Raw genomic sequence first — 20,692 nt, forward strand, 5'->3', positions numbered from 1 at the left:
CGCTCTATCGATAAGCTCGCGCAACACATACAAAGCGATTGAAGTGCCAAATATGAAAAATGCCCACTAAGGGCAACTGAGCCAACGTTGCATCCACCTACCGTTTTTCACACTAAACCACTCCCCGGTCTATGCGTGTTTAATCAACATGAATGCTAGCAATTTACGCATACCCCCTGTTTCAACTGTGCTTGCTACCCCTAGATGTGATTGAGGGCGTGTTGTCTATGGATTGCCTTTTGGGAGATCGTGTCGATTTGTGCATTAGGCACAGGTCTTGAAACAGAGTTTTTTTGGGTGGGAGGTTCTCAAATGCTGAAAGCCGCTAAAACGCGGCCTCGAAAAACTGCACGACCTCGTTGTAGGCGGGGTTTGCTTAGAGTTGCGAGTCACTTGATTCAGAGCAGCAGACTCTATTGATTTGCGGGGGACGTTAGTTGCCCTGTCGTTTGGATTTCAGTTAGCAGGTCAGCGTCAGCAGCGTCCAAAGAACTAGAGCGATAGCCGCTGCGGCTGCGGCGGGGACGATTTGGGTTAGGACGTGATCCATCAGGTCCGCACCAGAAGTCATTGCACTTAAAACGGTGGTGTCGGAGATCGGCGAACACTGATCCCCCATCACACTTCCGTTGAGCACTGAAGCGAAGCAGATCGCAATGAATCGTTGTGGATCGCTCAAGTCCGATGCGGCGGCGACAGTGACCGCCAGCGGCATCGCTAGCGGGAATGCTACCGCGTAAGTCCCCCAGCTAGTCCCCGTCGAAAACGCGATCGCTACGGTTAGCACAAACAGCATTCCAGGCAGTAACCAATACGGAACCGAATCCCCGAGTCCGTTAGTCAAGTAATAGGCCGCGCCGACTTCACGGGTGATTCCTCCCAGTGTCACGGCGAGCAACAAGATGACCGAGGCGGCGACCACACCCTTTAACCCGCTATTGATCCCGAGCATCAGATCGGTCAGCGACATTCCACGAATCAGCGACGTGACGGCGGCCACGGCTACGGCGACAGCGAAAGCAACTCGAACTTGAGGCGTCCCGGAAACCCAAAACGTGCCGACCGCGATTCCGGTTAGAAGTGCAAGCGGCAAGACAAACTCAAGCAACGAAGGAACGTAACCCGGGAGAGGCTGGTTAGAGTGCAGTTCGGTCGACAACATGGGAGCACTTCCTGGACGATCAAGCTGTCCGGTTGTCCTTGAACGTTTGATCGCGTCCCGCATTCGTTTGCCCAAGAACGGAGCTTTTTCAACAGCCAACAAGAAGGTGCCCAGCACGGCAAACCAAGCATAGAAGCTCAGCGGAAGCGATCCAAAGAAGAAGCTCAACCGATCGGATTCGGTTGCCAGGTACGTCACGCCTGGAACAAAGATCAGCGTTTGCACATAAAGCGGCCACGCATTGAACGCCAGCAAGATGGCAATCGGCGACGCGGTTGAGTCAACGATATAAGACAGTTCTTCGTGGCTAATTCGTTGTCGATCCGCGACCGGACGGACTGTCGTTCCGACTAAAACGGTACTGATCGCTCCGCCTTGAAAAAACACTACTCCCAATCCCCAGGCCACCAACTTTGCTGAACGAGGTCCGCGAACAAAATACCGTGTCGCCCAGTTTGCAAATGCTTCGGCCGCACCATTGCGGGACCAAATTCCCATCAAGGCACCGAGCAACCATAGATAGAGCACCAAGATGCCAGCACCGTTGAGGCTGGCGAGTGAAGGCACGAGCACCTCATCGACAATGTTGTACTGCCCCAATAGCAATCCGCCCGAAACGACTCCGGCGAGCAATGAGACCATCGGTTCTTTGGTGAGCAAGCACATGGACACCGCCATGATTGCCGGCAAAAACGACCACCATCGGTAGTGAGCCGAACGCACGATGCGAACGGGCCGGCCTTCGCTGTCTTGGAAACCCATGACGGCGAGTTCTTCTGGTGTTACCGTCTCCGCTTCGGTTGGCTCCCAAGTCGGTAAAGAACTCGCTGTCACTTTTTCTTCATTGACGATCACCCACGCTTCACCGTTCTCGATGAATTGCTCGATCGCAATCGTCTCGGTTACCTGTTCAGGCTGCAGCCACTTTCCCGCCGCAAACGAAATCAGGATACCGACACACGCAACCCACGCGGCCATCTGCCCTGAGGTGATTTTGCGTTTCCGATTCGTGTTCGCAGCGGAAGGTTCGTCAGTTGGATCGCTGCCGAATCTGCGATCGCTAGCAGGTTCATTCATGGGCTAGGGCAGCGGCATCAATGAACGCTTGAAACAACTTTTGTTGAGCATGGTCCTCTAGAATCAGCTTTTCAGGATGCCATTGAACTCCGATTAAAAAGCGATCGGGGTCAGTCGTTTCTGTGGCTTCGATGACCCCATCGCCAGTCTTTGCCACCGCTCGCAAACCGTTGCCCACTTTGTGGACGGCTTGGTGATGGAGCGAGTTCACTTCGAACTTGGTGCCGCCAAGAATTTGCGATAGTCGAGAGTCGGGTTCGAGCACAACGTTGTGAAAGACATCCCTGTGGTTCGTCCCGAATGCTGATGGGATGTCTTGGTGCAGCGAACCACCATGAGCCACATTGATCCACTGGCTTCCCAGACATATACCCAGTAGAGGTTTGTCGGTTTGTTGAATCCACGTCGTGATGATAGCTTTTTCAAAACGATATCGATCCTCGTCCAATAAGTGGGTTGTCGGATGCACTTCCTCGCCCCATTCCGATGGCGGAATGTCGGGCCCGCCAGGCATGAGAAGCCCATCGATCATGTCAACGTACTCATCAACGACTGTTGCCAAGGCTTCCTCTTCGCATGGCCCTTGTATCATTGGGAGTACCACTGGCACGCCTCCGCATCGGCGGATTGCTTTGACGTAAGTCTTGCTAGTCAGGGTTGTGATCCCAATGACCGGTCTGTCTTTCGACGCCGTCGCTGCAATGCTCGGGCGGGGCAACGTGGAAGCCAACCGGGTTGCGGCTTGGTCTTCGGCGTGTATCGCGGTCGGCACCCAAGCAACTGAAAAGCTAAGTGCAGCGGTCAAGCCAAGCAAAATCGTCGAGATGGGTTTCATGCGAGTGTGCTCTCTTTGTTCGAATATTCTTTTGTGGTGACGACTGAGGTGCCCAGCAATTCCACTCCGTTGCCAAACCGATTGGGCAATCGGATTTTCCCGTTGTCGACAACCACTCCATGAGCGGCGTCGCCGGCTAAGAGTTCTGCGCCGTCCAGATCCGCGTAGTCCAACAGCGGAAGTAATTGTGCGGCCGCGGATATGCCCACCGAACTCTCAACCATGCATCCGACCATGGTTCGCATTCCGAACGCTCGAGCACGCTTGAGCATTCGGTATGCGGGTGTAATACCGCCACACTTACTCAGCTTGACGTTGACGCCGTGAAACAAACCCTGGCATTCTTCGACATCGGATTCGATCAAGCAGCTTTCGTCGGCAACGATCGGAAGGACCGAGTTTTCGAAAACTTTTCGATGCTCTTCGGTCGTTGCTTCCGCTGGCAACGGTTGCTCAATGAACTCGACGCCCAGTTCCTTCAGCGGCAGAGAGTTTTGTATCGTTTCATCAACGGTCCAGCCGCAGTTGGCATCAACTCGAAAGACCGCGTCGGTGCATTCGCGTAGCTGGCGAACGATCTCTACGTCTTCTTTCGTTCCCAGCTTGATTTTAAATACCGGCCAGCCAAGTCTCACCTGTAGTTTCTTGACCATACGATCAATGGTGTCGATGCCGATCGTGTAGCTGGATTCAGGAACGTCTTCCCAGGCCAAGCCTAGCATGTCGAATGTCGAACGCCCCGCGAGTTTCCCAAACAGGTCGTGAGCCGCCGCGTCGATCGCTGCCAACGCGAACGGATCCATTTGCAGTATCGGTTGCAATGAAGTCCAAAGGTCCGATGCACTTGCGTGATTAGTATCTTCAATCACGGTTGCACAACGTTCAATTGACTGTGTGAGTGAATCCAGCGTGGTCCGATAGTAAGTGTTCTCGGTCGCTTCGCCGAAACCACTCACGCCATCTTGCTCGAGTTCAACAATCAAACTTCGCTGCACACTTTTGGTTCCTCGCGCGATCGTGAAAGGATGCTCGAGCGGAAGCTCAGCTCGGTGAAACTTGATCTTCATGGATGCAGCTCACGCTTCAATTCCATCACGGCGTCGGCGAAGACGGCAGCGCCATCGCGGTAAACGTCGCAAACGGGTAGTCCGAATTCAGCCTGCATGCGATCGCGTTCCGCGTTCGCTTCAGTCACCGAGACATTTCGACTGTTCATCGCGATTCCGATGAAGCGGCTCGGATGGCGAAGCGAAGCCATGCTGAGATAGGCATCCATCATCTTGCCATGCGACAACAGCGGTACTTCGTCGAGCCCTTTGACGTGTTCGCGGCCTAGCTCATAGCAATAGATCAGCCCATCCGGCGCACATCCGTGTAACAGCCCCGTTGTGACGGCTGAAAAACTGGGGTGCGAGATACTGCCCTGACCTTCGATTAGCAAAATTTGGTGATGGTCATTTCGTCGAACGAGCGCCTCGACGGCTCCATTGACGAAATCGGAAACAACGCAGTCGACGGGGATGCCTGTGCCAGAAATCATGATCCCGGTTTGCCCGGTGGCTACGAATTCAGCATCTTCGCTCCGGCGGGCCAGTTCTCGTTGGACCTCAAGGCTGACGACCATTTTGCCTAGGCTGCAATCCTGCCCCACGGTGTGAATTCGCAGGCAGTGGTCGCGGAACGGTTTTCCGGTCGCCGTCTTCCGCTCGTCGTTGCGACGGACGTCGATCAAGCGGCAATCGTTCTGCTCGGCAGCTTGCCTGAATTCGGGATCGTCGGCCAGGAAATCATGCGTCCCGGAAACGATATCGATGCCTCGATCCAATGCGTCCGAAATGATTCCCGACCAAGCTTTCGGAAGTTCACCGCCAGGACAGGCGGTTCCCAGAAACATTGCGTCGGCATCAAGGTCATCCAGCGATGCGACGACCGGAACGTTACCGCCAATTCCGAACAGTTCGTCAGCCGTTTTCCCGGCCTCGTTCGCATCGAACACCGCGACAACATCTTCATGTCGGTATCGCAACAGACTGATCCCTGTCTTTGCGTAGAACGGTGTTGAAAACCCATCGGTCAACACGACGATTCGCCGATACGACTTGATCCTTTCACAAGAATCGAATCGTCTTTTTGACTCGGCTGACGTCATCGCCGAAACTTCGACTGCTAAACTCATTGACCTGCTCCTGTGTCAAAAGAACTAATTATCGAGACTCAAGTGAAAGTGGTTGTCGTGCGGCGATGAAGTTGGCTGTCTGCACAGTTCCATCGCCTGTTGGATGTGATCACGCAGACGTTCTGCTTCCGCGCCGGTTGCTTCCTGCTCAAGCGACATCGCGTGGTTGAGCAGATGTTTTTTAAGTGGATCTGAAACGAGGATCGCGCGGATCTTGCCGAACGTGTCACTCGAGAGAATCGACTGAAGTAATAGCCAATTGCGCGCGGTGTCGAATCGCAGTTTTTTCGCGGGCGATAGGCCGTTTTCGTCAAAGCTCAACCATCGTGCGCGAAGCGGCTTGCCGTCCAAATCGCATGCATAGAAACAGATGTCGGCATCCAGGCCCATTTGATGATTGATATGGCGTTTCTGTTTGCCACCGTCTGCGTCGGAGATTTCGTTAATCAAGATGTGGTGGATTGATTCGTCGCCTAGATGTTCTTGCATCGTCACCGCGAGACGCATCAACCCGAACACCATGCGGTCGGCGCCGAAATTGGTGTCTCGATCAGGATGGCTGATCAAGTATCCGATGCCTTCAGGCTTGGGCAATTCTGCGGGGTGTGCCAGTTGACCGCTTCTCAACGAGCCGACCGATTGACTGGGCTGTTTGGATGCTTGGATGGCCGCGATTTTTGACTCGACGATTTGCCGAGGAGTCATGGTTTGCTTGGCCGCCACCGGACTGGGGTCAGCTTGAACCGCAATGGCGAACAAAGCGACCGTGACGAAAACGATCGCCTGATGGACGCTTCTACAAGTTGTGAAGCGACGATGCTTTGATTGGGAAGTGTTCAACGGAACCTCTGAGATGCCGAAGGGGAATAGCGTGCCCCAACTCGCCCTTGCTCGTCGGCTGGTGCAAACTCGATGTCCGTTTAACTTTAGCTAGCCTTTATTTATTGTCGCTACGCACCTACGCAGTTATTGTAAGTTTTTGCGCAACCTCGATTTGTGGTTTCACATCGAAGGAAATCCCATGAAGAATCTCCATGTCGGGATCCTGGTCGAAACGGAAGACACCTGGGGCCGAAATATTGTTGAGTCCGTTTGCCGGTTTGGTCAAAAAGAGAAGTGGACTCTTTTGATTGGACCGCGGAACGAGCAAGGCAAGCTGAGCCTTCCAAAGGTTTGGGGTGGCCATGGCGTCATTGCAGCGTTGCGACAGCCATCAACCGTCCAAAGACTAAAAAAGTTGCAGGTTCCCGTCGTCGACGTGTCCAGCACACTAAAGAAGCAGGACTGGTTTGCGCGAGTCGAAACGGATGACCGCGTTCGGGCCAAGATGGCCGTCGAGCATCTGATCAGTCGTGGGATCCAGAACTTCGCGTGTTACGCACCATCGATCGGTCGGTATTCCGATTTGCGAGCGATCGAATTTAAAGCGCGCGTCGAATCGGCCGGCTACCAGTGCGAGATGTATACCACCGACGGACGAAGTGAATCCGGGTGGCTGACCAACTATGCCAAAGCGGGGCAATGGCTTGCCTCGTTGCCGCGTCCTGTGGGCGTCTTCGCTGGTGATCCCCATCCAGCTCGCCAGTTGGTCGAGATTTGTGCGTTGGATGGGATTCGTGTTCCCGATGACGTGGCGATTCTTTCGGGGGACGACGACGAGTTGCTCTGTAACGTCGCGACACCGCAAATTTCCAGCGTTGAGTTGGCGAGTCATCGAATTGGAGAGACCGCAGCCAAATTGCTGAAGCGATTGATGAGCGGGGCTCAGGTTTCGCTTCACACCCGATCGATCCCACCACTGCGGATTCGCGCTCGCCAGTCTACGAACCTGCTTGCGATTGATGATCCGGAATTGGTCAGGATGTTGCAAACGATCCGGGAGCGTGCCAAGGATGGAATTAGTGTTGCGGAGGTCGCCGATGCATGTTGTGTCTCCCGGCGAACCCTGGAACAGCGATTCAGGGAGCAACTGGGACGCACCCCTGGAGAGGAGATTCGACGCGCAAAGTTTGAAAACGTTCGGCAGTTGCTCCTGGACACCGACAAATCGATCGAATCAATCGCCTACGAGTCTGGGTTCGCCAGCGGCGCATCGCTTTCGCAGGCCTTTCAAAAGTATTTCAACGAGACTCCTGGCGAGTTTCGGCGGTCGAGGTGAATGCAATAAACGGGGAATGCAATGAACTTCGGAGCCTGGCACCTGATTGCTCACGCCGGTGCCGTCAGCGATTGTGTAAATGCCTGAGGGTGACTTCGACCTGCTTTTAGGCGTGTGAATCCTGCTTCTGGGCGCGTAAATGCAGTGAGCAGCGTTTCGTGCGCAATCCTGGTCTTCGTGCGCAATCCAGGTCAACGAGAAGCTTTTTCGCACCCGCGACTTTGGGTTTGCTTACTCGCAGGCCAACCAAAACGGTTTGCTGATCGGTCTTTTCCATTCCTGTCGATTTACTTTGGTATGTTCCCGAACAGGTTGGTCCGGGTGGTAAGCCTTCTGTATTGAAGAATTCGCCTTGGGATTGCAGAAACGGCGGCTTCGAGACCAAGGCTGGCCAATCGTTCAGCCAGTCGCCTCGCGTTGACACTTATTGGGGTGTCGATAGAATTCTTAGCCATCAGCTTTGCCTGACTCATTCACCGCTCGCTTTACGGTGCGGAACGTTCACTTGACGTCGTGTCGTTTGTTTTGCACGGTGGACAGCGGGAGCAGCGAACTGATTGACGGCATCGCCGTAATACCGACAACCCCAAGACGAGAATCCCATGAAATGTCAGTATTGCGACAAACCAGCGACTTTTCACATCACTGAGCTGACCCAGCCGGGTGGGCCCCAAATCTTGCATTTGTGCGAGCAACACGCTCGGACCGTGCTGCAGAAAGAAGAGACGAGCCCGATCAAGACGATCACGGGTGCGTTGGCCAAGCAACTTCAGCTCGGCCAAACCAAGGAAGAGCTTAAGAAGCTCGATCAAAAAGAGTGTCCTGCTTGTGGGATCACTTTCTTTGAGTTTCGCAATTCGGGTCGCCTGGGCTGCCCGATGGATTACACCCATTTCGAATCGGATTTGACCCCGCTGTTGGTCAATATCCACGATGCACTCGAACACACTGGAAAACGCCCAAGCCGGGCGGCCGCAAACGTGGATGCCCAAACTGAACTGATTAGCCTGCGTAAGGAAATGGAAGCCGCCGTCGCCCGCGAAGATTACGAGGCGGCGTCGAAAATTCGCGATCAAATCAACGAAATCCAAGGTGATCCGAAACACCCTGGCTCGGCGAAAACCACAGACCCGTCTGGCGCAACCGAACCATCCAGCGACTCTGGCGACCCCAAGGATTCAGACGAAGGATCGGAAGGCGGATCATGAAGGAAGTGGAAGACCTTTCCACATTGGTCCAAAACAGTGGCGAATGGCTCAAAGGAACTGGGCCGGAATCCGACATCGTGATCAGCAGCCGAATCCGGTTGGCTCGGAACGTGGCAGGATTCCCGTTCATCCGTAAATGCAGCGAAGATGATCGCAAAAAGATCGAACGCCAGGTTCGCACCCGCCTTGAGACACTCAGCGGCTGGGAAGACATTCAATATGTTGACGTGGCGGCTCTTTCCGAGGTCGACCGCCAATTTCTGGTCGAGCGGCAACTGATCAGCCGCGAAATCGCTGAATCAGAAGGCAGCCGGGCCGTCGCGATTGATCCATGCGAACAATATTCCGTCATGGTCAACGAAGAAGACCACCTGCGGATCCAGGTCATGCATTCTGGATTGGACCTATTAAGTGCATGGGACCAAATCGATGAGATCGACAATGCGATCGAACGAGAAGTGCTTTACGCATTTCACCCACAATACGGTTACCTGACGGCCTGTCCTACCAACGTCGGTACCGGTCTGCGAGTCAGTGTGATGCTGCACCTGCCTGGTTTGGTTATCACGCAACAGATCGAAAAGGTGTTTCGGTCGATGCAGCGGATCAACGTGACCGTGCGTGGATTGTACGGCGAAGGTTCGCAATACACCGGTGACTTCTATCAGGTTAGCAATCAGGTCACCCTGGGCCACACCGAACACGAGTTGCTGGAAATGGTCGGCAACGAAGTCGTCCCGCGAATCATCGATTACGAACGCAAAGCTCGCGATTTCCTAATGGAAAAAGGCGAACAGGACCTGCACGATGACGTCAGCCGCGCGTTGGGCATCCTGAGCACCGCTCGCAAGATCAGCAGCGAAGAAACGATGCACTATTTGTCAAAGGTTCGCATGGGCGTCAACCTTGGGCTGATCGACGATGTGGAAGTCGGCACGATCAACAAGTTGTTCATCCACACGCAACCGGCTCACCTTCAAAAGCTGCACGGTCGCATGCTGACGACGAGTGACCGTCACGTCGAAAGAGCAAACTACTTGCAACGGCACTTGCGTGATGCGGGAGCAAGACCAGACGAACTGAACTAATCGCCATCGCTAGCTCGCATAGGCACCCAGTCTGTGCAGCGAAGGTCGGCGGCCTGAAACGAGCTGCATGCCTCTCAACCGAATACCGAATTTCACTGCACTGATCTGTTTTGACCCAATCTGCACCGAAGGATCGGCCTGACTCAACGAAACGAGTCGCTTCAGCAAAACGTGGGGGAACTGTGAAGAGTGGAGACATTCAAAGCTCTCAAGACAAGCAAGCCGTAGCGAATGGTGACGCGGCATCTCAACCTGTGGCGGCCGCGAACCAGAGCCTAAGATCAAACACTGGCCTCGCATCAAACACTGGCCACTCGTCCTCTCGCGAAATCACTGTCAAAGGTGCCCGCGAGCACAACCTGCGTGACATTGATCTCTCGCTGCCTCGCGGTCAACTGATCTGCTTCACCGGAGTTTCGGGAAGCGGCAAATCATCGCTGGCCTTTGACACGCTATACGCCGAAGGCCAACGCCGGTACGTCGAAAGCCTCAGCAATTCTGCTCGACAGTTCATGGGCCAGATGCCCAAACCCGACGTTGACTTGGTCACCGGCCTGAGTCCGTCCATCTCGATCAGCCAAAAGTCGTCAGGGAACAACCCGCGATCAACCGTTGGGACGATCACCGAGATCTATGACTTCTTGCGAGTCCTATTCGCGCGAGTGGGGACTGGCTATTGCCCAAATTGCAACATCCCGATCCAGGCTCAAACCAGTGACGCGATTGTCAGTCGGGTCCTGGGATTGGTCGAACAATACGATCCAACCAACCTAGCAATCGATCCAGCAGTCGACTCGGCAGGCGATCCCGACGCGGAGTCCGATCTAGAGGACGATGCCAATGTGATTCGCGAAGCGAGCGAGACGGCTTCGCTATGGATCCTGGCACCGCTGGTTCGTGGTCAAAAAGGGGAGTTTAAAGACCTTTTTGAAGACCTTCGAAAACAAGGTTTCAACCGTGCCCGTGTCGACGGCGAAACCATTCGTTTAGCCGATTCACCGCACTTGGACCGCACACGCCGGCATGATGTCGAAGTCGTCGTCGATCGAATCGTGTTACCAACGACCATCGACACATCTATCGATCGGGCCCGGCTGAACGAGGCGGTTGAACTCGCCCTTCGACTTGGCGAATCGACGTTAATCGCGACGGTCAATGAAACCGAATCGGAATCCATCCCGCTACCGCGACTTGACCGTCTGTTTTCATCGAAATACGCGTGCGGCCAATGCGGCACCAGCTTTCGACCGCCGACGCCACAACTGTTTAGCTTCAACAGCCCCCAAGGGATGTGCACTTCGTGCGACGGCATCGGGCGTTTGTATACGTTCGTCCCCGAACTGCTGATCCCCGACGCCACCCTGTCCGTTCGCAAAGGCGCGGTCACGCTGCTGGGTAAGTGGGGTGACATCGGTCGGTATCGCAGCCACATCTACCGGGGAGTTGCCGATGCAATCGACACCGAACTGGAGCTCGAACCCGGCACGATGTTGGGATCCGCGTGGGAAGACCTTCCCGAACAAGGCCGACACATCTGGCTTTGGGGCGTTGATGAATCACTGACGCTTTCTGGGCGAGCAGGCAAGAAGGCCCAGAAACATCTGGACAGCTTCGATGGCCTGATCCCTGAATTGCTCGATCGATATCGAACCAGCCGCAACAAAATGCAGTTGAAGCAGTTCGAAAAGTACATGAGCACAATGGACTGTCCGGATTGCCACGGACGGCGTTTGAATCATCAGGCATCCGCCGTTCGGATCACCAGCAAACACGATGTCGATGCGCAGCCCGCTGCACAACCTACTGTGCAATCCGCTACAGAAGCCAACGACGCCGACATCGCAGGTTCGATCCCCGCCAATGCCAAAACGCTGCCGGAATTGTGCGATCTTTCGATCGATCAACTAGCGGACTTCTTCGCCGACGTCGATCTAGCGCCGACCGACGCTCGGATTGCCTCGGAAGTCCTGAAAGAGATCCAGGGCCGGATTGGATTCCTGCTGGGCGTCGGTCTCGAATACCTAACGCTTGGTCGAACTGCACCAACACTGTCCGGCGGTGAATCGCAACGGATTCGTTTGGCCGGGCAAATCGGCTCAGGGCTATCAGGTGTTCTTTACATTCTCGACGAACCCTCGATCGGGTTGCACCCGCGTGACAACGACCGATTGATCGCGACATTGACTCGCTTGCGTGACGCGGGCAACACGTTGATCGTGGTCGAGCACGATGAAGACACGATGCGGGCGGCGGATCTGATCGTCGACTTCGGGCCTGGCCCAGGCGTGAAGGGCGGCCATGTCGTGGCGTCGGGCACGCTGAAACAAGTCACCGATTCGCAGGAAAGCGTGACGGGGGCGTACTTGTCCGGACGCCGTGAGATCAAGCCACCTGAAGAGCTTCGCAAGGTCGATCCAGACAAGCAAATCTGGATACGTGGAGCCCGCTTTCACAATTTAAAAAATGTCACCGCCGCGATTCCGCTCGGTGCAGTGGTGTGTGTAACGGGCGTTTCGGGTAGCGGCAAAAGCTCTTTGATTGGCGGGATCTTGGAACCGGCATTGCGTCGCGATCTTAACGGAGCGGAATCCGTTCCCGGTGATCACGATTCGATCGAAGGCATCGAACATCTCGACAAAACGATTGCGATCGATCAATCGCCTATCGGCCGCACGCCGCGCAGCAACCCGGCTACCTACGTTAAAGTCTTTGACGAAATCCGCAGTCTGTTTGCAAAACTTCCCGACGCAAAAACTCGCGGCTACACCGTAGGTCGATTCAGCTTCAACGTTGATGGCGGCCGGTGCTCCGCTTGCGACGGCAATGGGGCGACCAAGCTAGAGATGGATTTCCTGGCCGACATTTGGGTCAAGTGTCCGGTATGCCAGGGCGAACGTTACAACCGCGAAACGCTATCGGTAAAGTTCAAAGGCAAGTCGATCGCTGACGTGCTGGACATGGACATTTCCGAAGCGTTGGAGTTATTCCAAAACATTCCACGCATCGCCGAGAAACTTCAAACCCTCGTCGATGTCGGTCTTGAATACCTCAAGCTTGGACAACCTTCACCTACACTTTCAGGCGGCGAAGCCCAGCGAATCAAACTATCACGCGAGCTCTCACGCCGCGACACCGGCTCCACTCTGTACGTGCTCGACGAACCTACAACTGGCCTGCACTTTGCCGACATTCATTTGCTGCTAGGCGTCATCAACCGACTGGCTGATCGTGGCAATTCGATTGTTATCGTCGAACATAACCTAGACGTCATCAAAACGGCGGATTGGGTGATCGACCTCGGCGTTGAGGGTGGCGCAGGTGGTGGAGAGATCATTGCCGAAGGCCAACCGTCAAAGGTAGCCAAGGTCGCCAACAGCTACACCGGAGAAGCACTGGCTGGTGCATTGGGTGTGCGGCGAGCCAAAGCGAAGAACGCCGCCAAAGCGATCCGCGAAGTCAAAACGATGCCGCCCAAGGCTCGAACTCACGTCGTTGTCGAAGGCGCCCAAGAGCACAACCTGCGACACGTCGACGTCGCAATTCCTCGCGATGCGATGACCGTATTTTGCGGCCCCAGCGGTAGCGGAAAAAGTTCGATGGCGATGGACACGATCTACGCCGAAGGCCAACGCCGGTACGTCGAATCTCTGTCGAGTTACGCTCGGCAGTTCATCGGCCAGGTTCAAAAACCGAAAGCGGAACGAATCGAAGGATTGTCGCCGGCGGTCGCGTTGGAACAAAAGAACCTGGGCCATTCACCGCGAAGTACCGTTGGGACCGTCACCGAAGTCTATGACTACTTGCGGATTTTATACGCCAAACTCGGCACGATGCACTGCCCCGATTGCGAGATCCCGATCGGCACGCAGACGCCTGACCAGATCATCGACAAGATCCTTGAAATGCCCAAGGGCACCAAGGCATTAGTCCTGGCCCCGATTGAGGTTCAAGCCGGCGAAGCATCCAAAGATACGTGGGCCAGTTTGCGAGCAAGCGGATACGCCCGAGTCCGCATCGATGGCGAAACCGTGGCACTGGAAGACGCAAAACCACTGGACCCTCGCCGAGTACAACCGGTGCAGGTCGTCGTTGACCGCATCTCAATTACTCCCGAAGAAAAATCGCGAATCAGCGACAGCGTCGAGCAAGCTTTGTCGCTGGGCATCGGCGTCATTCAAATTGCAATCGCCGACTCGCAAGTCGATGAACCCAATTGGGAAGTCATCCAGCACAGCCAGCACTTGGTTTGCACGTGTTGTGGTCGCTCATTCAATCCGGTAACTCCCCACCACTTTTCCTTCAACTCGGCAATCGGTTGGTGCACGGGGTGCGACGGCCTCGGCACTCAAACCGGAACCAATCCGGCGGCTCTCATGGGCACGCCGCAACAATCGCTGCTTGAAGGCGCCAGTCTGCTGTGGCCGTCACTGGATCATGCGGTCAGCCGCTGGATGATGCGAGCTTTGGCGCGTTCAACCGGCATTCCGATCGACCAACCCACCGATCAGCTAACCCTTTCTCAAAAACGAATCCTCTTCCACGGCCTTGGCTCACGCTGGATCGAAGTGCGGCGCAGCGATTCCGCCAGCGATACCAGCGACGAGGCATCCGAGCCAAACAATGGGGCTCTCGAACCAGGCAAGGGTGCCAAAGAAGGCCACCCCAACGACATCCTGTTCCGTTATCAATTCAAGGGATTTTACCCAGCCCTGGAAGAAGCATCTCGCCTCACACCAGGACTGCGGGCGAAGCTAGAAAGCTTCGTTGCCGAAATCGACTGCTCCGTCTGCAACGGTTCTCGACTTCGCGAAGAATCGGCAGCGGTTCGCTTTCGTGAGCACACGATCGGCGATCTCGTTCACATGCCACTGGACCGACTCGCCGGCGAAGTCGAAGCGTGGAATCTGGACAAACGAGAGTGGAAAATTGCTGGCGAACTGATTCGCGAGGTTCAATCTCGCGTCAGTTTCCTTCGCGATGTTGGTTTGGATTACCTGACGATGCACCGGGGAGCTGCAACGTTATCCGGTGGTGAAGCGCAGCGAATCCGGCTCGCTTCCCAGCTTGGCAGCGGTTTATGCGGCGTGCTATATGTCCTCGACGAACCCACCATTGGGCTGCACCCCCGCGACAACCTACGATTGCTTTCGGCACTACACCGACTGCGCGACCAGGGAAACACGCTCTTGGTCGTCGAACACGATCACGATGTAATCGCAGGCAGTGACTACCTATGCGACTTTGGCCCCAAAGCTGGCCGACACGGCGGGAATATCGTCGCGCAAGGACCACCGGGCAACATCCAGCCGGTCCAGACCAGCGTCACCGCCCCTTACTTGTCGTCGGAAAAACAGATCGAACTGCCCGCTTCGCGGCGTCCGATCTATTCCGAGTCCGGCAAACCGATGGTGGACTTCTTGCAAATCCGCGGCGCCCGCGAGAACAACCTGCGCAACGTCGACATTGACATCCCTCTGGGCGTCATGACCGCGGTGACGGGTCCCAGCGGAAGCGGCAAGAGCTCGCTGGTCAACGACATCATTTACCCTTCGCTCGCTCGACGTTTGCACCGTGCGAAGGTGAAGCCTGGTCGGCATGACGAGATGCTGGGCCTGCGATACATCAACAAGGTGATCCGTGTCGATCAATCACCGCTGGGTAACTCGCCTAGCAGTAACCCCGCCACCTACACTGGTGTGTTTGATCTGATTCGCAGCGAGTTTGCGGAACTTCCCGAAGCTCGCGAACGGCGTTTTTCGCCGCGGACATTCAGCTTCAATGTATCGGGCGGACGCTGCGAGACCTGCGAGGGCAGTGGTCAGCGGAAGATTGAAATGCACTTTTTGCCCGACGTATGGATCCCGTGCGAAGAATGCGGAGCACGTCGATACAACGAAGATGTGCTCGAGGTCAAATTGCACGGACGGTCGATCGCGGACGTTCTCGAGATGCCGTGTGGCGAAGCGGTGGACGTGTTCGCCGACAGCCCACGCATCTTGCGAGTCGTGCAAACACTATGCGACGTGGGCCTCGACTACATCACGCTTGGACAATCGGCACCTACACTTTCGGGCGGTGAAGCTCAGCGGGTCAAGCTGGCCGCTGAACTGGCTCGCCCCGCCACCGGTCACACGCTGTACCTCCTCGACGAACCGACCACCGGTCTGCACTTCGGGGACATCGAAAAACTACTCTTCGTGATGCAGCGTCTCGTCGAGATCGGCAACACCGTCGTCGTGATCGAGCATAATCTTGATGTGATCAAGTGCGCCGACTGGGTAATCGACATGGGACCAGGCGCAGGCGTCCACGGTGGCCACGTTGTATTCGAAGGTTCACCGGAAGGCTTGGCCGCCACGGCGGATGGCGATCTCAGCGTCCCAGGTCAACGATCGGAAGTCGTATCGTCGACCGCCTCGTTCCTTGCGGACTCACTTTCCGGCACACGACGAGCCCAAGTCGGCACAGCTTCAATCAACCCGACTGCCAAACCGATTGCAGCGATTTCCCGTCCGAACACGGTCGAGTTGGCGGTTAACAAACTGGAGAACCGAGAGCCGAAAAACGCGTCACCAGCAGCCAGCCAAGCAAACGAAGCAACAACCGACGACGAACCGACGGACCAGCCCGAGATCGCACCAGCGGCTTCTCCCATCTTGCAACCGTGGCGAGCCCTTGGACGCCGCTGGCACACGCTCCCCAAAGGCTTCCCCGAAAACGCATCGCCGCAGTGGCCGCTGGAATTGGTTGATCGCACCCTAGACCTACTATCAAGTGTCGCCGGCGAACATTCGCTGGCTTACGCGACTCCAGACCGCGTATCGGTCAAGCTGGAATCGGGTGAGGCCGCTGACGAGTTACCGCTGTGGGCGGAACTGGAAACGAAGCAACCCGAATACGTACGCCTGAAACTAACCGGCCCCCGATCGGCAATCGATGTGGACCAGTTGCTTTCCCTGGACTTCTTACAAGATCAGTCCGACGCGGGCACGGTGGACCTCAGCCACGCCGAACGCGTGACCGTCACTTTCCACCTCAAACGCCTGGATGACCCTCGCAGTCAACGGCTGAAATCGTTCTTAACGACACACCTGGACCGCACGCGTTCGCTGACCTAGTCGTTAACTAAGCCTCAGCAGCGGATGCAGTCCCGCCGAGTTTCACCCGGCCCCGGCAAAGCACCAAACCGGAGATGCTCCGCTGCCCGATCCCGCTTGCCTTACCGACAGGCCAAGTTGAATGAAGCAAGCAGCCGCTACCGTCGTTAATTCCTTCAATACTTCTTATCGGCGTTATGAAGAAAGCACACCGGTCGACCACCTTCAGCCTGAAGGATCAGCTATTCAACGCTGAACGAATTCGTTATCTGGCAACGTTGTTTTTGGATGCCAACGCAAACTTTGAAGCAGAGCGGTTTCAAAAGCTGGCCAATCGCGGCCTGAAGAAACTAGAACTGAAACAACGAATCGTTCACATCACACAAGCTCTCGAATCGTGCCTCGACCCTGATTTCCGGATTGCTGCGAAGCAGATCGTCGATGCCCTGCCGCCTCCGCTGGATCCCAAACGAACGGATGACGATTTCGGAGACTTCATTTTCGCACCGCTAGGGGAATGGGTGGTTCGCAACGGAATGTCGCCGCAATATCTGCGGCAATCACTTCGAACGCTCAAACAGCTAACGATGCGGTTTTCGATGGAAGACGCCATCCGTTATTTCATCAATGCGTTCCCCGACGCCACATTCGATGAGCTCGAAAAGTGGTCCGTCGATTCTAATTACCACGTTCGCAGACTGGTCAGCGAAGGTACCCGGCCGCGGTTGCCCTGGTCCGGACGACTGCAAACCGATCCCGATCGCCCTCTCGCGCTGCTGGATCGATTGCATGCCGACCCCACGCGTTATGTCACACGAAGTGTCGCTAACCATCTCAATGATATTGCCAAAACCGCTCCGAACGTGGTGCTGGACCGTTTGGCTTCCTGGAAGCGGCTGAATCAGCAAACTTCTGATGAACTCGCCTGGATGACCAGGCACTCGCTGCGAACGCTTGTCAAAGCAGGCAACACCGACGCACTGAAGATGCTTGGGTTCCGGTCGTCACCGAAAATTGAAGTCACCAACTTTCAATTGGAATCGCCCAAGACCCGGCCCGGCGACGTCATCCACTTCAGCTTTGACGTCAAAGGGCTACGCGACGAAGCCTTGTTGATTGACTATGTCATCGACTTTGTCAAAGCCAATGGTTCGCTGGCCCCCAAGGTCCACAAAATCAAACAGATCAAGATCGGCTCAGGCGAAACGACCCGAATTGAGAAGCGGCACCCGTTCCGAGCCAACGCGACCACCTACACCCTCTATGCCGGGACACACCGCCTGACCCTACAAATCAACGGCCAGCCCCACGGAACCCTCACCTTCGAAATGGAAGCATAGACGCCTGAAGCATAGGCATCTGTAGCAGAAACACCTGGAATGAGGGCCGGTGACAATAACGGATCGAACGACGATCACTCACTCAGACCTCCAAAGCCAGAAATCGGGCAAAACGACACCAAGCCGCCGTGGCCGATGCCCCCCAATCTACGGAACATTCAACAAGGGAAGAACGGCCAGCCAAACCGCCAAATTGCCCTACCGCCGAGAACATCCTGCACCGAAACGTCGCAGGGCCCCCATCTAGCGGATGCCCTGCGGGAAACGAGTGTTTCCTGCAAGCTCAAGCTGGAATGGAAAAACGGGACATTTGATGGGTTCGCTGGTTCGTGTAGGCAAGCTCGGTTGATTCAATATTCCAAGCCTCGTGGGACAGAAATCACTTCCACGGCACGGGTTAGCGTCAACCGAACTGTTGAGTGCTGGATTTTTTGCTATTCGTCACCACGAATCAAAAACAACGCCGTTGTGACGAATTTGCGAGTTTGGTAGCCTACACCACTAGGCGTTTCCCGAAGCAGCCTGTTTGCTGCCAACGCCCGTTCGACCGGCTTTTTTAATTCGCACCTACAACCCCCTCGGGGTGAAACCTTGCGGGCCCTGGCCGGTGCCTGCCCTGCGATTTCACCTCCGGTAATGATTCATGGTTAACCGCAACCTCATCCGCTCACTCGAAGACGACGACGTACTGGCCGATTTGGCTCTTTTGGCTCCGGAGGACGAAGTCGAAGAGTGGATGATCGAGAATTTTGCTGCTGAACAGCAAGATTACAACTCTGGCAACATTGTCGAAGGCCGCATTGTTGAACTGAACGACGAGTGGGCACTCGTCGACGTCGGCTTCAAGAGTGAAGGTACCGTTGGCTTGGACGAATGGGGGCCTGAAGAAGACGCTCCTAAGGTTGGCGACACCGTCAAAGTTCTCATCGAAGAGATGGAAGACGAACTTGGTGCCGCCGACGATCCTTACGGCATGATTTCGCTGTCCAAGCGAAAAGCCGAAAAGATCATCGAGTGGGAAGAGATGATGGAAACGGTTGCCGAGGGCCAAGTGGTCACCGGTACTGTTATCCGCAAAATCAAGGGCGGTTTGCTGGTCGACATCGGCGTGAACGTCTTCTTGCCAGGCTCGCAGGTCGACATCCGTCGTCCAGGCGACATTGGCGATTTCATTGGTCGCGTTGTTCAAGCCGAAGTGCTGAAGATCGACGACACCCGCCGAAACATCGTCATCAGCCGTCGTTCGCTGATCGAACGTCAACGCGAAGAAGATCGCACCTACCTGATGCAGGAACTGGAAATCGGTCAGATCCGCACCGGTATCGTCAAGAACATCGCCGACTTCGGTGCGTTCGTCGACCTGGGCGGCATCGACGGTTTGCTGCACATTACCGACATGGCTTGGGAACGAATTGGTCACCCAACCGAGATGGTTTCGATCGACCAAGAGATCGAAGTCAAGGTCCTGCACATCGACCGCGAAAAGCAAAAAATTGCTTTGGGTCTGAAGCAAAAAGACCGCAACCCTTGGGAAAACATCGAAACCAAGTACCCAGTCGAATCCACGCATCCTGGCGAAGTCGTCAACGTGATGAGCTACGGTGCGTTCGTGAAGCTCGAACCGGGTATCGAAGGTTTGGTTCACATCAGCGAAATGAGCTGGACCAAACGGGTCAATCACCCAAGCGAATTGGTCAACATCGGCGACAAGATCGATGTCATGATCTTGGGCGTCGACCCAGAAGGCCAACAGCTTTCGCTGGGTATGAAGCAAACCCTGAAAAACCCATGGGACGAAGTACTCGAGAAGTACCCAGAGGGCAAAGACGTCAAGGGCAAGGTTCGCAACCTTACCAACTACGGTGCCTTCATCGAGTTGGAAGAGGGCATCGACGGGTTGCTGCACGTCAGCGACATGTCTTGGACTCGCAAGATTGCTCACCCGAGCGAAGTGCTCGAAAAGGGCCAAGAACTCGAGTGTCGTATCCTCAGCGTCGACGAATCTCGCCGCCGGATTGCTCTGGGTCTGAAGCAACTCGACAACAACCCTTGGGATGGCGACATTCCAGACAAGTACCAGCCTGGCCAATTGGTCAAGGGTGAGGTCACGAAGATCACCAACTTCGGTGTCTTCATCGGCCTAGAAGACGGATTGGAAGGCTTGCTGCACGTCAGTGAATTGGCCGACCACAAAGTCGAAGACCCCGAAGAAGTCGTCAAGGTTGGTGATTCGATCGAGGTCAAGGTACTTCGCGTCGATACCGACGAACGAAAAATCGGCCTATCGCTCAAGCGAGTTGGCTGGAGCGAAGAGCAAGAGAAAACTGCAGCCGCTGCCGAAGCAGCCGAATCGACCGTCCCAGCGACGCTCGACGATGGCAGCCTCAAGGGTGGCCTGGGCAGTGCAGGCCCCTTGTTCCCAACCCAAGAAGAAAGCGAGTAAATCGCTCGTTAACCTCCTCGGTTAAATGAATTTCGAAATGCCGGCTCGCAGCAATGCGAGCCGGCATTTTTTATGCGCCGTTGGCAATTGCCTATCGAAATCTGCCAA

General features: G+C 55.4%; 11 protein-coding genes. 6 read left to right on the forward strand and 5 right to left on the reverse strand.

The genetic code is table 11. The annotated features are described in order from the left end of the window. Nucleotides 1-460 precede the first annotated feature (460 nt). Genes ACR3ZL_RS22240 through ACR3ZL_RS22260 form a run of 5 tightly spaced genes read right to left on the reverse strand, consistent with a single transcriptional unit; the run spans nucleotide 461 to nucleotide 6,090 of the window. Nucleotides 461-2,239: a Na+/H+ antiporter NhaC family protein gene (locus ACR3ZL_RS22240; RefSeq protein WP_473650899.1), complete on the reverse strand. Its 1,779-nt coding sequence runs from the start codon at nucleotides 2,237-2,239 to the stop codon at nucleotides 461-463. Further along, nucleotides 2,232-3,074, reverse strand: a complete 843-nt coding sequence (locus ACR3ZL_RS22245; protein ID WP_473650898.1) for a gamma-glutamyl-gamma-aminobutyrate hydrolase family protein — start codon at nucleotides 3,072-3,074, stop codon at nucleotides 2,232-2,234. The genes ACR3ZL_RS22240 and ACR3ZL_RS22245 overlap by 8 nt, the downstream gene beginning before the upstream one ends. Then, nucleotides 3,071-4,141, reverse strand: a complete 1,071-nt coding sequence (locus ACR3ZL_RS22250; protein WP_473650896.1) for a dipeptide epimerase — start codon at nucleotides 4,139-4,141, stop codon at nucleotides 3,071-3,073. Before ACR3ZL_RS22250 ends, ACR3ZL_RS22245 begins: the two co-directional genes overlap by 4 nt. Beyond that, complete coding sequence (locus ACR3ZL_RS22255) at nucleotides 4,138-5,250, reverse strand: N-acetyltransferase DgcN family protein (protein ID WP_473650895.1); 1,113 nt, start codon at nucleotides 5,248-5,250, stop codon at nucleotides 4,138-4,140. The genes ACR3ZL_RS22250 and ACR3ZL_RS22255 overlap by 4 nt, the downstream gene beginning before the upstream one ends. A 24-nt stretch (nucleotides 5,251-5,274) precedes the next feature. Continuing rightward, nucleotides 5,275-6,090, reverse strand: coding sequence for a penicillin-insensitive murein endopeptidase (locus tag ACR3ZL_RS22260; RefSeq protein ID WP_473650894.1), 816 nt, complete (start codon nucleotides 6,088-6,090; stop codon nucleotides 5,275-5,277). A 181-nt stretch (nucleotides 6,091-6,271) separates the two neighbouring features. On the opposite strand from ACR3ZL_RS22260, the gene ACR3ZL_RS22265 reads away from it, so the two are divergent. The 6 genes from ACR3ZL_RS22265 to ACR3ZL_RS22290 all read left to right on the forward strand — a co-directional run bounded on the left by ACR3ZL_RS22265 (nucleotide 6,272) and on the right by ACR3ZL_RS22290 (nucleotide 20,584). Beyond that, nucleotides 6,272-7,408 (forward strand): AraC family transcriptional regulator, encoded by a 1,137-nt coding sequence (locus tag ACR3ZL_RS22265; RefSeq protein WP_473650893.1) that lies wholly within the window; start codon nucleotides 6,272-6,274, stop codon nucleotides 7,406-7,408. A 602-nt stretch (nucleotides 7,409-8,010) separates the two neighbouring features. Then, complete coding sequence (locus ACR3ZL_RS22270) at nucleotides 8,011-8,616, forward strand: UvrB/UvrC motif-containing protein (RefSeq protein ID WP_473650892.1); 606 nt, start codon at nucleotides 8,011-8,013, stop codon at nucleotides 8,614-8,616. Beyond that, complete coding sequence (locus ACR3ZL_RS22275; protein ID WP_473650891.1) at nucleotides 8,613-9,704, forward strand: protein arginine kinase; 1,092 nt, start codon at nucleotides 8,613-8,615, stop codon at nucleotides 9,702-9,704. Before ACR3ZL_RS22270 ends, ACR3ZL_RS22275 begins: the two co-directional genes overlap by 4 nt. Nucleotides 9,705-10,033: 329 nt before the next feature. Further along, a complete protein-coding gene (gene uvrA / locus ACR3ZL_RS22280) occupies nucleotides 10,034-16,822 on the forward strand; it encodes an excinuclease ABC subunit UvrA (RefSeq protein WP_473653486.1) in 6,789 nt (2,262 codons plus the stop codon). Between the two features lie 176 nt (nucleotides 16,823-16,998). After that, nucleotides 16,999-18,141 (forward strand): hypothetical protein, encoded by a 1,143-nt coding sequence (locus ACR3ZL_RS22285; RefSeq protein ID WP_473650889.1) that lies wholly within the window; start codon nucleotides 16,999-17,001, stop codon nucleotides 18,139-18,141. 643 nt (nucleotides 18,142-18,784) lie between these two features. Then, nucleotides 18,785-20,584, forward strand: coding sequence for a 30S ribosomal protein S1 (locus tag ACR3ZL_RS22290; RefSeq protein WP_486172976.1), 1,800 nt, complete (start codon nucleotides 18,785-18,787; stop codon nucleotides 20,582-20,584). Nucleotides 20,585-20,692: the final 108 nt, after the last annotated feature.

It is taken from the genome of Rhodopirellula sp. J20-39, from assembly GCF_057365095.1.